The organism is Pseudomonas sp. DSV-1, assembly GCF_035830915.1.
GTDB lineage: Bacteria > Pseudomonadota > Gammaproteobacteria > Pseudomonadales > Pseudomonadaceae > Aquipseudomonas.
In genome coordinates, this window is sequence record NZ_JAYMYG010000001.1 from 696555 (window position 1) to 710239 (window position 13685).

Below are 13685 nucleotides of genomic sequence, written 5' to 3' on the forward strand. Positions count from 1 at the left end.
TTGAATGTTTCAAGACTTATAGCCGCTGACGAGGCACGAGGCTGCAGCAGCCCCCGTCGGTGGTCCTGCGGCCCGCATCGCAACCTCGTGCCTCGTCAGCGGCTACACAAAAGCCCCGACCATTGGATGGGCGGGGCTCTGTACAGCTCAACTTCGAATCAGAAGTGCAAGCTGGTGGTCAACAAGGCTGTACGGCCCGCCGCCTGATTGGCGAAGTGAGTCGAGAATGCTTTGTCGTAGTAGGTCTTGTCTGTCAGGTTTTGCACGTTCAGTTGCAGGTCGATATTTTTGGTCAGCTTGTAGCTGGCCATTGCGTCGTAGCGGGTGTAGGACGGCACATACGTCGAGTTAGCAACGTTGCCGAAGACGTCATCCACGTAGAACGCACCGCCACCGACAGTCAGCTTTGGCGTAATTGCATAGGTAGTCCACAGGCTTGCGCTGTTTCGTGGCGTGTTAGGCAATTTGTTGCCATCGGTGGCCTTGTTCAGAGGGCCGCCATCCTGCTGCTTGCCGTCCAGGTAGCTGTAACCTGCGAAGACTTGCCATTTGTCAGTGATTTTACCGGTAGCAGAAAGCTCAATCCCGTCGACGCGGGTTTTACCGGCGTTTTCGTAGGTGGTGGCATCTGTTTGTACGCGGGTGTTCTCTTTTTCGGTACGGAAGATCGCAGCTGCCAGGGACAGGCGGTCGTTGAGTACATCCCACTTGGTACCGATTTCGTAGTTGGTGGTTTCTTCCGGCTCCATGTCGCTGGCCAGCAAATTGCCTGCACGATCCGTGCTGCCTGGCAATGTATTGGTCTCGTTGCCTTCACCTACCATCGAACCCGGAGGTGTCGCCGAGGTAGCGTAGGACACATAGATGCTGCCGTTAGGGCGTACTTTCCACACCAGACCCAACTGGCCAGAGAAGAAGTCGCTGGTGTCGGAGCCTTTAGCGGTCGTTGCGCCTGCACCGGTGTACGTCTTGTACTTGGTGTCGAAATGGTCGTAACGCAGGCCCATGTTCAGTAACCATTCCGGAGTCAGCTCCAGAGTGTCCATTACATAAATGGCGCGAGTGGTGCTGGCGGTATCGGTGCCCGCGTAGTTGCGTGCGATCGAGCCGCTCCACGGATCATTCGGGTTCGGGTTGCCCAGGGATGTGCAGTTCCAGCCGCTAGGTGCGCCGATCATGCCAGGTGTGCAGTTAGTGCTGGAGTTGCCAGGGCTGCCTGGGGTGGTATCGGTGTTAACGTTATAGGACGACTTGCTGCTGGTTTCGCGGCTGAGCTCGATGCCGGTGGAGTAGCTGTTTTTGAACCCTGCGATGTACACATCACCAAACAGGTCGGTCTGGTTGGTCGTGGTCGTGGTGTTGCTGACGCGAGTATTTGCACGACGCCACACGCTGCCATTGTTGACGTTGCCTTTACTGTCATCCGGCTGGGTCAGGATGTAGTCCTGCATGGAGTTGCCGTGACGCAGGGTGTTCTTGATGTGCAGGTCGTCACTGAAATCATGCTCAAACGCAAAGGTCGTGATATCAGCGCGGGTTTTGCGGAAGTCGCGGTCAGTCAGGCCGTAGAAGTTGCTGCTGTCGCCACCGTTGTTCGGTTTGTCCGGGCTGGCAGCCGTGTGGGTATTGCCAACGGAATAACCATAAGGAATGCCCGAATCCGGCAGGTCGTTACTTTCCATGTGGTAGTAGTCGACGTTGAAGCGGGTATCGGTGCCCAGACCAAAGGCCAGGGAAGGCGCAATACCCCAACGGTCGTAATTGACCTTGTCGCGACCGGCCACGTTGCTTTCATGGCTCATCAGGTTAAGACGGCCTGCAACGGTGTCGCTGAACTGATAGTTGCCATCCATTGTGTAGCGTTGGGTCTGATCCGAACCCCAGGTCCAGCCGCCATCAATGGAGTTACCCAGGTGGGCTTTTTTACTCACCATGTTGATGGTGCCGCCTGCCGCGCCGCGACCACCGAAGGCCGAATTCGGGCCTTTGGCAACTTCAATGTTTTCTACGGCGAAGATCTCGCGGCTTTGCGCACCCGTGTCACGCACGCCATCCAGATAGGTGTCGCCCTGAGCGTCAAACCCGCGGATAAATGGACGGTCGCCCTGTGGGTTGCCGCCTTCGCCTGCGCCGAAAGTAATGCCCGGCACGGTGCGCAGTGCGTCCTGCAGCGAGGTGGCTGCGGTGTCTTTGATCAGTTGCTGCGGAATGATGGTGATCGAGCGGGGGGTGTCGATCAGCGGCGCGGTGTACTTGGACGAGCTGGCTTTCTCGATTTGATAAGACTGCTCGGTCTGCTCGCCAGTAACGGTAGTCGCGCCAAGGGAAATACTGTTGCCCTGTGCCTTGCTCTCAGTGCTTTCAGCGGCCTGAGCCATATGGGCTGCAGAGCTCGCAGTGATAGCAACACCGATGGCCGAAGCCAGCAAGCGTGGTGAGCTGACGGGTATTTTTAATTGTTGGCGCGACATTTTAAGATCCCTTCCCCCAGAATTTGAGCCGCGAAATATATGGCAAACAATTCTGACTATCAATTGAGAGGCATTACTATTAGCGCTAAATTTACAATCTTTACAAATTGCCTTTACGGTTTTTTCACACTCGTTCGTCTACAGGGGCGCAACAGGGTTTTACACATTCAATAAGAATCAATACCATTGCCATCCCTTTGCTATCAGGTGCTGCGTAATGTTGCTGCATATCCCCGGCTTGTTCTCCCGTGAAGAGGTGCAGCGCATCCGTGAGGCGCTGCAGCAGACTGAATGGGCTGACGGCAAAATCACTGCCGGCTTTCAATCCGCCAAGGCCAAGCACAATCTGCAACTGCCCGAAGACCATCCGTTAGCCAAGGAAATTGGTGCAGCGATGATGGACCGGCTCTGGAAAAATCCGCTGTTCATGTCGGCAGCGTTACCGCACAAAGTCTTTCCGCCCTTGGTGAACTGCTACACCGGGGGCGGCAGCTTCGACTTTCATATCGACAATGCTGTGCGTCAGCCCAGAGGCAGCCCCGAGCGGGTACGCACGGATCTGTCGGCCACCCTGTTTTTCAGCGATCCCGAAGACTATGACGGCGGTGAACTGGTGATTCAGGACACCTACGGTGTGCAGCAAGTCAAACTGCCTGCTGGCGATATGGTGCTGTACCCCGGCACCAGCTTGCACAAGGTCAATGCGGTTACTCGAGGAGCGCGCTTTGCGTCGTTTTTCTGGACCCAAAGCCTGGTGCGTGAAGACAGCCAGCGCACCTTGCTGTTTGAAATGGATGGCGCGATCCAGCAACTGACCCGCGACGTACCCGATCATCCCTCCCTCATCCAGCTCACAGGCACCTATCACAACCTGTTGCGCCGCTGGGCCGAGGTTTAGCCATGAACTTTCAACTGCGCCGTGAAGAAGTGCTCGATGGTGACCAATTGCGCGCCATGCTGGCTGAAAACCCGGCGAAAGCTGCCCAGGCCATCTTGATGGCGGCCAAGGAGGGCATAGTGGACGGTCAGGCCTTGCTGGGTCAGATTCTGCTCGACGGCCAGGGCATTGAGCGCGACCCGGTGCTGGCCAAGCGCTGGTTTCAAATCGCGGCCAATGGCGGCCACCTCATGGCCCGCAACATGCTCGGACGTTGCTGGGAACATGGCTGGGGCGGGCCTGTGGATTGCACGCTGGCCAGCCTGGAATATCGTCAGGCAGCAGAGGCCGGTTTGGATTGGGCGCTCTACAACTATGCCAACTTGCTGGCTACCGGTCGCGGTGTGGCGCAAGACCAGGGTGCAGCGTTCACCTTGTATGGAGTGGCAGCACAGGCTGGCCATGCCAAGTCGATGAATCTGCTGGGGCGTTATCTCGAAGAGGGCGTGTATTGCCCGGCAGACAAAAAGGCGGCGTGCTTCTGGTACGAACGCTCAGCCCTTGGCGGTGATTTTCGTGGCCAGTTCAGCCATGCCTCGGTACTCGCCGAGTCCGGTCATGTTGATGAGGCCTTGACCTGGTTTGAGCGCGCATTGGCGCAAGGCAACCTGAACTTCTTGCGAGTGAGTTACCTGGCCCTGCAGGAGGCCAGGGAGCCGCGTGTCAGGGCAATGAGCGACCTTTGGCAAGCGCGCATCAATACGCTGCAGGACCGCGGCGACTGATAGTCATTACGCCGCGGCGGGTAATGCTCGTACGCGGTGTTTTAGAAGATCTGAATGGGCCATGGATTGTTAGGGTACGTATTCTTTTTTGTTTTTATCGTTGTCTTACGAGTTGCCGGGTAGTGGTGTAATTGATTGATGTCCTTTGAAGATTGATCCTGTTTTGGCAGGATAATTATTTAAAGGGATTTAATATGCAAGGTGATAATTACGCCCTCGTTGAGAGTGTTGAAGATGCCAGGCCGCTTGAGGAAATGACGTCCTTGGAAGCGGCCATCTACTTGCCCTCGCAGTATATTCAGGTGTTGGCGGGTGAAAAGAACGCCGCGGTTTCAAAAGATGAACTGGGGTTTATTATTCGGCGCAGTGATATACACAGTGTCCGTGCTTATGTGCGTGAATCTCGAACATTGCCGGTCGATTACAATAAGATCGTGGCATGGTTCGGGGCGAATACAGAGAACGTGCCGGGGCTAGAGCCTGCAAGTATCCAGTCGTTTCATCAGCGTGTTGTGCAACACGCCGGTACATGGTCGGCGCTGGAGCGTGATACAAAAGAGCTTAGTCGGCAACTTAACAGGTTTTCGGACAGTTTTATTACGACGGCCAATGGCATTATTGAGCTGATCAATAAGATCGAATTCGAGCGTTTTCTCACGGGCACCCTTAATGAATTGACCGAGAAAGAAGAAGCCGAGTTGAAGGCGATTATTCTGAACTCAACAGAACTCAAGGCCGTCCGCATTGTCAGGGAGTATGTGCTGCTGATTAAAAAAGACACCGACGCTTATATTAATAAAGCCACGGCGGTGGGTGCCTTGGCGGCCGAGTTTGAGCGGGTGTTGTCTGACGAGTTGATTCACGAAGTCAACGGCAAGCTAGATGCGTATGCCAGGAGAGGGCACTCCAGGGAGCGCGAAGTGCTGGTCGCGCGTATTAAAGAGCTGGACGGTGAAATTGATCAGTTGATCAAGGACTATAAAACCCAAGTGTTGTATGGCCATTCAGGGTTTTTTCTGGGGCCTGTAGGCTTGGCCATCACGGGCGGGATATTTGGTGTGAAAGCCGAAGCGACACGGGCCCGAAAAAACAAACTGATTGCCGAGCGCGAAGTCGCAAGACAAGGCAGTCATGAGCAGGAAAGGCTGGCCATTGTGCTGGATGCCACTCAGCAGCGCTTTACAGATTTGCGCAGCCGAATGCTCGGCGCCGAGCAGGGGGCCAAGCAGTTGGCGCAAGTCTGGGGCTACATTGTCAAATACCTCGATGAAGCGGCCTATCAGTTGGAGGGGGTGGATGACCTTGCCCGGCTACACCGGTTCAAACTGGATTTTTCACAACTGTTGAATCCCTGGACGCGTGTTAAAGACTACAGCGTGCAGATATCCAACGCGTTTAATGAAATTATTGATGGGCGTCATTGAGTGAAGGGACTTAATTCATGAATAGGGACAATGGACTCATGGTGTTTGAAAATCCTGATATGCCGGGTGTGTTTGCCGGGCTGAGAAAATTCAATGCGGTGGCGGTGAATCGTGAATACGATTTTATTCCATCTTTACAAGAGCGTTTGAATCTGGCGGCCAAAAACCTGAGCAATAGTGCGCGCACTATTGTCGATCAAGTACGCCATCTGGAAGTGGTGGTGGACAGCGCGGGTTTCGATGGGCTGCTGGAACAGTGGGGGGCCATTCATGCTCATACCGAGTTGGCCGTTGAAGTGCAAGCCTCTGCATTAAGTGCGCTCAATGATACCTGTGCCCTGCGGGTCGGTCGCATTGTAAGTGCTGTTGGGGCCGCCAAACATCAAATAGCATTATGGGTCGATGAAGGTGAAGGACTCAACCTGGAACATTATTCTGATCCCTTGCTCGCGTATGATGCAGCCAGGCTTGATGAGTTGGAACAACAGGCGGTCATGCTGCAAGTACAAAAAGACAAGTTGAGGGCAGATAAACAGGTTATAGACGCTGCCGTCACTATTCTTCAATCCCGAACCTGGCTGGATCACATAAGGGATTTACTGCCGACCGCCGAGCAGATCCAGACGCTTTTAACGTCGGCACTGGTTGGAAAGGCAGAGGCGGATGTCGTCGTGGCGGCTCTTGAGCGCCTGACGCAGTACCTTGGCTTTTTTGACGGTGGCTATCGCTTGTTTGCGTTGACTCAGGCGCGCAACAAAATAAACGACACGTTATCTGACGTGAGAGTGCTGCAAAACCAAAACGTGACAGATGCTCGGGTATTGAAAGAGCGTGCAGAGAAAATCAGGCGTCACGCTGAACTGGTTGAGGCTCGGGCGTACTGGGTTGACAACATGAGGTTGGTTGTCAGAGGGCTTGGGGTGTTTATCAGCCGGGTTCATTCGACCACAGAGGTCAACGATAACGCGATGCAGCAGGCATCGGCAGAGCTGGCAGGGTTTCAGCGTTTCTTGCGGCGGATCAGTCGCTAGACGGTAATGACAGCCCCCCGGCCACTTGGCCGGGGGGCCTGTTTTTACAGGTAGAAAGACTTCAGCGGCGGGAAGCCGTTGAACTCAACCGCGCTGTAGCTGGTGGTGTAGGCACCGGTCGATAGCCAGTACAGACGATCACCGATCGCCAGGTTCAGCGGCAGGCCGTACTTGTAGTTTTCGTACATGATGTCGGCGCTGTCGCACGTTGGGCCGGCAATCACGACTTCTTCCATTTCGCCTTTCTTTTCAGTCCAGATCGGGAACTTGATGGCTTCGTCCATGGTTTCGATCAGGCCAGAGAATTTGCCCACGTCGGTGTAAACCCAGCGCTCCACGGCGGTGCGGGATTTACGGGCTACCAGTACCACTTCACTGACCAGGATACCGGCGTTGGCAATCAGCGAACGGCCCGGCTCCAGAATGATTTCCGGCAGGTCGTCACCGAAGTCTTCCTTCAGGAAGCGAATGATTTCTTCGGCGTAGGTTTCCAGGCTGTTGGTGCGGGTGATGTAGTTGGCCGGGAAGCCGCCGCCCATGTTGATCAGCTTGAGAACGATACCGTCTTCTTCTTTCAGGCGCTCGAAGATCACTTTGACCTTGGCGATGGCCGCATCCCATACGCTGATGTCCCGTTGCTGGGAGCCCACGTGGAACGAAATGCCGTACGGCACCAGGCCCAGGTCACGGGCCAGGATCAGCAAGTCCATGGCCATATCGGTCTGGCAGCCGAATTTGCGCGACAAAGGCCAGTCAGCCGTGGTCGAGCCTTCGGTCAGAATACGAACGTAGATCTTCGAACCTGGAGCCGCCTTGGCGATGTTGCGCAGGTCGGCTTCGGAGTCGGTGGAGAACAGGCGCACGCCTTTGTCGTAAAAGTAGCGAATGTCTTTGGATTTCTTGATGGTGTTGCCGTAGCTGATGCGATCCGGGCTAACACCTCGGTCCATCACTTTGTCCAACTCGTAGATCGAAGCGATGTCGAAGCTCGAACCCTTGTCGCGCAGCAGGTCGATGATTTCGACGGCTGGGTTGGCTTTGACTGCGTAGTACACCTTGGCAAATTCGAAGCCTGCACGCAGGTCATCGTAAGCCTTGCTGATCATGGCGGTGTCGATCACCACGAACGGGGTTTCCTGGGTGTCAGCGAAGGCCTTCATTTTGTTGAAGGTATCGCGCGCGTAATAGTCTTCGACCTTGATCGACATGCTGAGGGACTCCTAGTGGCAAACGTCATAAATAAATGGGCGCAACTGAACATCCTCCGTATCCCCACTTTGGTTCGCCTACTTCCCAAGGCATGTCCGCCGAAAGCAAAAAAGGTAAATGGACCTTGCTGTCTCGTCGTCAGTACTTGAGCCGGATGGATCGTTTCCAGCATGGATGTTCGGCGCGAACTTTAGGGGGTGAGTGCGTTGAGATCAACAAAAAATGTCGCGTTTTTGTACGCGTTCGTCGTGGGGGCGCGGACAGTTATTTAAGTAACCGACCTTTGTGACACTGAGGAGTTCGCGCGCAGCGCTTTTACGGGGGCCGCAAGGGCGGGTAAACAGAGTGACCGAGTCGCCAGTGTCGCGAGCAAGCCCGCTCCCACAGGGGCTTTCGTCCTTGTGGGAGCGTGGCTTGCCCGCGATGGCCTCAACGCGGTCAAGCAGAACGATCGAGTCGCCTGCATCGGGATGCAAGCCAGCACCGAGAGCAGTTACGCCAACGCAATATCCGCCGGCGAGACAATGCTGGTCTTGGCCCCACGTGAGCGGCCCGAGCTCAGGTAGGCGGCAATCGATTCTTGCGTCACTTCACCCTGGAACACACGCTCGGTGTCCATGACCGGCAACCACGAACGGTTGAACTCATACATGCGCGACAGCAGGATGCGCAAGTGTTCCTCGGACGCGGCAGTGGCGGTGAATTCGCGCAGGTACTGGCCGCACGTACCGCTCTGGCGGTGCAGGTCACGACGGCGCACATAGCCCAGAGCCTTGTTGTCGGCACATGTCATGACGACATAGCGACGGTCGAGTTCGTCCATCAGTTCCAGCGCTTCGGCCACCGGGGTTTCCGGGCTCACCGACGGCGCGTTGTCCGCGGCGTCTTCGGCCTTGACCAGCAGCAGGCGCTTGAGCGTGCTGTCCTGGCCCACGAAGTTGCTGACAAAGTCGTCGGCCGGGTGGGCGAGCAGGGTGTCGGGATGATCCATCTGCAACAACTTGCCGCCACGGAAGATCGCAATCTTGTCACCCAGCTTGATGGCTTCGTCGATGTCGTGGCTGACCATGATCACGGTCTTGTTCAGTGCCCGTTGCATCTCGAAGAATTCGTTCTGGATCATCTCGCGGTTGATCGGGTCGACCGCGCCAAACGGCTCATCCATCAATAGCAGCGGTGCGTCAGCGGCCAAGGCGCGAATCACCCCGATCCGCTGTTGCTGGCCACCCGACAGTTCGCGCGGATAACGGTTGAGGTACTGCTTGGGTTCAAGCTTGATCATGCTCATCAGCTCGCGGGCACGGTCATGGCACTTTTGCTTGTCCCAGCCCAGCAGGCGCGGCACGACGGTAATGTTTTCCTCGATGGTCATGTTGGGGAACAGGCCGATCTGCTGGATCACATAACCGATATTGCGACGCAGGGTCACCGGGTCGAGGTCGGTGGTGTCTTCGCCGTTGATCAGGATCTTGCCGGAAGTGGGCTTGATCAGGCGGTTGATCATTTTCAGCGTGGTGCTTTTACCGCAACCCGAAGGCCCGAGGAACACACAGATCTCGCCTTCGTTGACGGTCAGGCTTACCGAGTCCACGGCTTTTACGTCTTTGCCGTTGCTTTGGAATGTTTTGCTGAGGTTTTGAAGTTCGATCATTTGAGCAGTCCTTTTGGAGTCAGCGAGCGTTGCAGCCATTGCAGAAGCAGGTCGGCGATGATGGCCAGAACACTGACCAGCACGGCGCCGACGATCAGCATCGACATGTCGCTACGGCTGATTGCAGCAAGAATAAGTACACCCAGGCCGCCAGCACCGATGGTGGCGGCGATGGTCATGACGCCGATGTTCATCACCACGGCGGTGCGTACACCGGCGAGAATCACCGGTACCGCGATGGGCAGTTCAACCATGCGCAGGCGCTGGCCAAAGGTCATGCCGATGCCGCGGGCGGCTTCGCGAATACCCGGTTCCACGCCGGTGAGGGCCAGGAAGGTGTTGCGCATGATGGGCAGCAGTGAATAAAGAAACACCGCCGTGATGGCCGGCATCGGGCCCAGGCCCTGGCCGAACTTGGAGTAGAACGGCAGCAGCAAGCCGAACAGGGCAATGGACGGAATGGTCAGCAGCACGGTGGCGCTGGCTTGCAGAGGGCCGGCCAGTGTCGGGAAGCGTGTCATCAACACACCCAGCGGCACGCCGATCAGGATCGCCAGAATCACGGCGATGCCGACCAGGCTGATGTGTTGAAGGGTCAGTTGTAAGACTAGCGACCAGTCCATGTGGGAAAAGGCGTTCAAAAATTCCATGTCTTTTCCTTAGTTGAGTGGATGCTGGCGCAGGAAATCTGCGGCCACCGTGGAGGGGCTTTCGTGGTTCACGTCGACCCGCGCGTTGAGCTGGCGCATGGTTGCGTCGTCAAACAGATCGGCCAGGGGTTTGAGCAGCGCTTCCAGGTCCGGGTGGGCATCGAGATAGGCTTTGCTCACGACCGGCGCGGCGGTGTAGTCCGGGAAATAATGCAGGTCGTCGTCCAGCAACTTGAGGTTGAAGGCACTCAAGCGTCCGTCAGTGGTGTACACCAGCCCGGCAAATACCTGGCCGTTTTTCAGCGCGGTGTAGACCAGGCCTGCGTCCATCTGACGGATATTGCGGCGGGTCAGGTCCATGTCGTAGAGCTTGACCATGCCCAGCAAACCATCGGAGCGGTTGGCGAACTCGGTGTCCAGTGCCACCAGTGCGCTTTTGTTTTCCGGGTCACGCAGCGCCTTGTTCAGGTCACTGATGCTGTTGATGTCCGGAAACGCCTCGGCCACTTTCTGTGGCAGGGCCAGTGCGTAGGTGTTGCTGAACTTGGACGGGTGCAGCCATACCAGTCCTTTTTTTGCATCGAGCTCTTTAACCCGGTCGTAGGATTGCTGGCTGTCGAGTTTGTCGGTGATGTGGTTGTAAGCCACCAGCGATACGCCGGTGTACTCCCACACCATGTCCAGTTGCCCCGACTCTTGGGCCGAGCGCGCCAGGCTGCTGCCCAGCCCGCCAGTCACCTTGGCGTTGTAACCTTTGCTGTTGAGGTATTGGGACGTGATTTCAGCGAGCAGGGTTTGCTCGGTAAACACTCGCGCCCCGATACGAATCAGGGGTTTTTCTGCGGCCTGGACAATTCCTGCGCACAGCAGGATACAGCCTAGTAAGAAGCTTATTTTTTTCATGGGTATTCCTTTGCTCAGCCGGACCTTAAACAGGTCGCAGACCGCGTTCCAACCATCGGCGGCTGATGAGTATCACCAGGCCATCGAGCAGCAATGCCAGCAGCGCGGTACAGGCTGCGCCGAGGATCAGTTGCGGCTGATTGTTGAGGGCGATGCCGGGGAAAATCAGGCTGCCCAGGCTATTGGCGCCGATCAGGAACGCCAGGGGGGCCGTACCGACGTTGATCGCCAGTGCGACCCGTACACCGCCCATGATGATGGGCACGGCGTTGGGCAATTCGACTCGCCACAGCACCTGGCGTGGGGTCATGCCGATGCCGACGGCGGCTTCCTTGAGCGAACCCTGTACGTTTTTCAAGCCTTCATAGGTGTTGCGCACGATGGGCAGCAACGAGGCCAGAAACAGGGCGAAGATGGCAGGACCGCTACCGATCCCCAGAAAACCCAGGGCAATGGCCAGTACGGCCAGCGGAGGGACGGTGTTGCCGATGTTGAAGACTTGCATGAAGCGTTCCGCACGTCCGACCATGTTCGGTCGGCTGAGGAAAATGCCGGCGGGTATCCCTACAACGAGGGCGGCGAGCATTGAAGCGAGTACCAGGTACAGGTGGGCTTGCAGGTAGAACAACAAATCATCTTGATAGTGTTCGATAGTGCTGATGCCGATCCAGTGGACCAACAGGGCCAGGAGCGCGATCACAACCGCACCTCCAATAAGCCCTTTTCCATAGCGATTTGCCACAGACGGACTCCTTTTTTTCAGTCGGCGAACACATCGTCGTGTGGCAATGCCATTTCTGGCTGCCGACAATCATGTTCGCGAAGAGCAACAGGGGAGTGCGAAAAGCGCCCTCATCACCTGTCATTAGCGCAGCCTCGTCAGGCTAACTTGCTGATATTTCAGCCCCTGACGGTTTGTCGTATCAGGAGAGTGGACGCCTCCACTGTTTAAAAGGTTCACATTATTTACGGCACATTGCCACCCTTGTCCGACGGGCAAGGGCACCAACGGTGGCTGTAGTGCCCGGTTTTAGGCTATAATCCGCGCCCTTTTTTGAATCAATCGTCAGGCGATTTCCCATGACCAACCAGGCCGCCGAAGTCGCGAAACGCCGCACTTTCGCTATTATTTCCCACCCCGATGCGGGTAAGACCACCATCACCGAAAAGCTCTTGCTGATGGGTAAGGCGATTGCTGTCGCCGGTACGGTGAAATCGCGAAAGTCCGACCGCCATGCCACCTCCGACTGGATGGAAATGGAGAAGCAACGGGGTATTTCGATTACCACGTCGGTCATGCAGTTCCCGTATCGCGACCACATGATCAACCTGCTCGACACCCCGGGCCACGAAGACTTCTCCGAAGACACCTATCGCACCCTGACCGCGGTCGACTCGGCCCTGATGGTGCTCGATGGCGGTAAGGGCGTAGAGCCACGGACCATCGCCCTGATGGACGTCTGTCGTCTGCGTGACACGCCCATCGTCAGCTTTATCAACAAACTCGACCGCGATATCCGCGACCCGATCGAGTTGCTGGACGAGATCGAGGCGGTCCTGAAAATCAAGGCGGCGCCGATCACCTGGCCGATTGGTTGCTACCGTGACTTCAAGGGTGTTTACCACCTGGCAGACGACTACATCATCGTCTACACCGCCGGTCACGGTCATGAGCGCACCGAAACCAAAATCATCGAAAAACTCGATTCCGATGAAGCCCGCGCCCACTTGGGTGACGAGTACCAGCGCTTCGTCGATCAACTGGAACTGGTTCAGGGCGCCTGCCATGAATTCAACCAGCAGGAGTTCCTCGATGGCCAGTTGACCCCGGTGTTCTTCGGTACTGCATTGGGCAACTTCGGTGTCGACCACGTGCTTGATGCCGTTGTGAACTGGGCGCCCAAGCCATTGGCCCGTGTTGCCAACGAGCGCACCGTTGAGCCTGTTGAAGAGAAGTTCACCGGCTTTGTGTTCAAGATCCAGGCAAACATGGACCCAAAACACCGTGACCGTATCGCCTTTATGCGCATTTGCTCGGGCAAGTACGAAAAGGGCATGAAAATGCGTCACGTGCGTACCGGAAAGGACGTACGAATCGGCGACGCGCTGACTTTCTTCTCCTCGGAGCGTGAACAGCTCGAAGAGGCGTTTGCGGGCGACATCATCGGTTTGCATAACCACGGCACCATCCAGATCGGCGACACCTTTACCGAAGGCGAGAGCCTGAGCTTTACCGGTATCCCGCACTTCGCCCCGGAATTGTTCCGTCGCGTTCGACTGCGCGATCCGCTCAAGTCCAAGCAACTGCGTCAGGGTCTGCAGCAGCTGGCCGAAGAGGGCGCCACTCAGGTGTTCTTCCCGGAGCGCAGCAACGACATCATCCTGGGCGCAGTGGGTGTGTTGCAGTTCGATGTGGTCGCGAGCCGCTTGAAAGGCGAATACAAAGTGGAATGCTCCTACGAGCCGATCACCGTTTGGTCGGCACGCTGGATCGATTGCAGCGATAAGAAAAAGCTCGAAGAGTTCAAGATCAAGGCTGTGGAAAACCTGGCCATTGATGGCGGTGGTCACCTGACGTACCTGGCGCCGACGCGCGTAAACCTGGCGTTGATGGAAGAGCGCTGGCCGGATGTGAAGTTCCGTGCGACCCGTGAGCACCACTAAGGGCTCAGGCGTCTGGTTGA

At 56.4% G+C, this 13685-nt stretch carries 11 protein-coding genes; 5 read left to right on the forward strand and 6 right to left on the reverse strand.

What is annotated here, in order from left to right; genetic code table 11:
• Positions 1-158: 158 nt before the first annotated feature.
• On the reverse strand, positions 159-2471 hold the full coding sequence (locus VSQ83_RS03290) for a TonB-dependent receptor (RefSeq protein WP_219260948.1): 2313 nt from the start codon (positions 2469-2471) through the stop codon (positions 159-161).
• A 217-nt stretch (positions 2472-2688) separates the two neighbouring features.
• Here VSQ83_RS03290 and VSQ83_RS03295 point away from each other — a divergent pair, with 217 nt between their 5' ends.
• From VSQ83_RS03295 to VSQ83_RS03310, 4 genes are all read left to right on the forward strand, one after another.
• Positions 2689-3369 carry a Fe2+-dependent dioxygenase gene (locus VSQ83_RS03295; protein WP_133078554.1) on the forward strand — a complete coding sequence of 227 codons (681 nt, stop codon included), beginning with the start codon at positions 2689-2691 and terminating at the stop codon, positions 3367-3369.
• A gap of 2 nt (positions 3370-3371) precedes the next feature.
• Positions 3372-4133, forward strand: coding sequence for a tetratricopeptide repeat protein (locus VSQ83_RS03300; protein ID WP_219260947.1), 762 nt, complete (start codon positions 3372-3374; stop codon positions 4131-4133).
• Between the two features lie 194 nt (positions 4134-4327).
• Positions 4328-5557, forward strand: coding sequence for an alpha-xenorhabdolysin family binary toxin subunit A (locus VSQ83_RS03305; RefSeq protein WP_326425279.1), 1230 nt, complete (start codon positions 4328-4330; stop codon positions 5555-5557).
• A gap of 17 nt (positions 5558-5574) precedes the next feature.
• Entirely contained in the window at positions 5575-6588 is a 1014-nt protein-coding gene (locus VSQ83_RS03310) for an alpha-xenorhabdolysin family binary toxin subunit B (RefSeq protein WP_219260943.1), read from the forward strand.
• Positions 6589-6632: 44 nt separating this feature from the next.
• Here VSQ83_RS03310 and VSQ83_RS03315 read toward each other — a convergent pair whose 3' ends face one another.
• The 5 genes from VSQ83_RS03315 to VSQ83_RS03335 form a co-directional block, all read right to left on the reverse strand.
• Positions 6633-7796, reverse strand: a complete 1164-nt coding sequence (locus VSQ83_RS03315; protein ID WP_133079757.1) for a type III PLP-dependent enzyme — start codon at positions 7794-7796, stop codon at positions 6633-6635.
• A 494-nt stretch (positions 7797-8290) separates the two neighbouring features.
• Positions 8291-9448 (reverse strand): osmoprotectant ABC transporter ATP-binding protein OsmV, encoded by a 1158-nt coding sequence (locus VSQ83_RS03320; protein ID WP_326425282.1) that lies wholly within the window; start codon positions 9446-9448, stop codon positions 8291-8293.
• On the reverse strand, positions 9445-10098 hold the full coding sequence (locus VSQ83_RS03325; protein ID WP_133079755.1) for an ABC transporter permease: 654 nt from the start codon (positions 10096-10098) through the stop codon (positions 9445-9447). Before VSQ83_RS03325 ends, VSQ83_RS03320 begins: the two co-directional genes overlap by 4 nt.
• 9 nt (positions 10099-10107) lie before the next feature.
• The gene (locus tag VSQ83_RS03330) at positions 10108-11001 is read right to left on the reverse strand and encodes a glycine betaine ABC transporter substrate-binding protein (RefSeq protein ID WP_326425284.1); all 894 of its coding nucleotides are present in this window, start codon (positions 10999-11001) and stop codon (positions 10108-10110) included.
• A gap of 25 nt (positions 11002-11026) precedes the next feature.
• On the reverse strand, positions 11027-11743 hold the full coding sequence (locus VSQ83_RS03335; RefSeq protein ID WP_133079753.1) for an ABC transporter permease: 717 nt from the start codon (positions 11741-11743) through the stop codon (positions 11027-11029).
• 338 nt (positions 11744-12081) lie between these two features.
• On the opposite strand from VSQ83_RS03335, the gene VSQ83_RS03340 reads away from it, so the two are divergent.
• Positions 12082-13665 carry a peptide chain release factor 3 gene (locus VSQ83_RS03340; RefSeq protein WP_019823908.1) on the forward strand — a complete coding sequence of 528 codons (1584 nt, stop codon included), beginning with the start codon at positions 12082-12084 and terminating at the stop codon, positions 13663-13665.
• Positions 13666-13685: the final 20 nt, after the last annotated feature.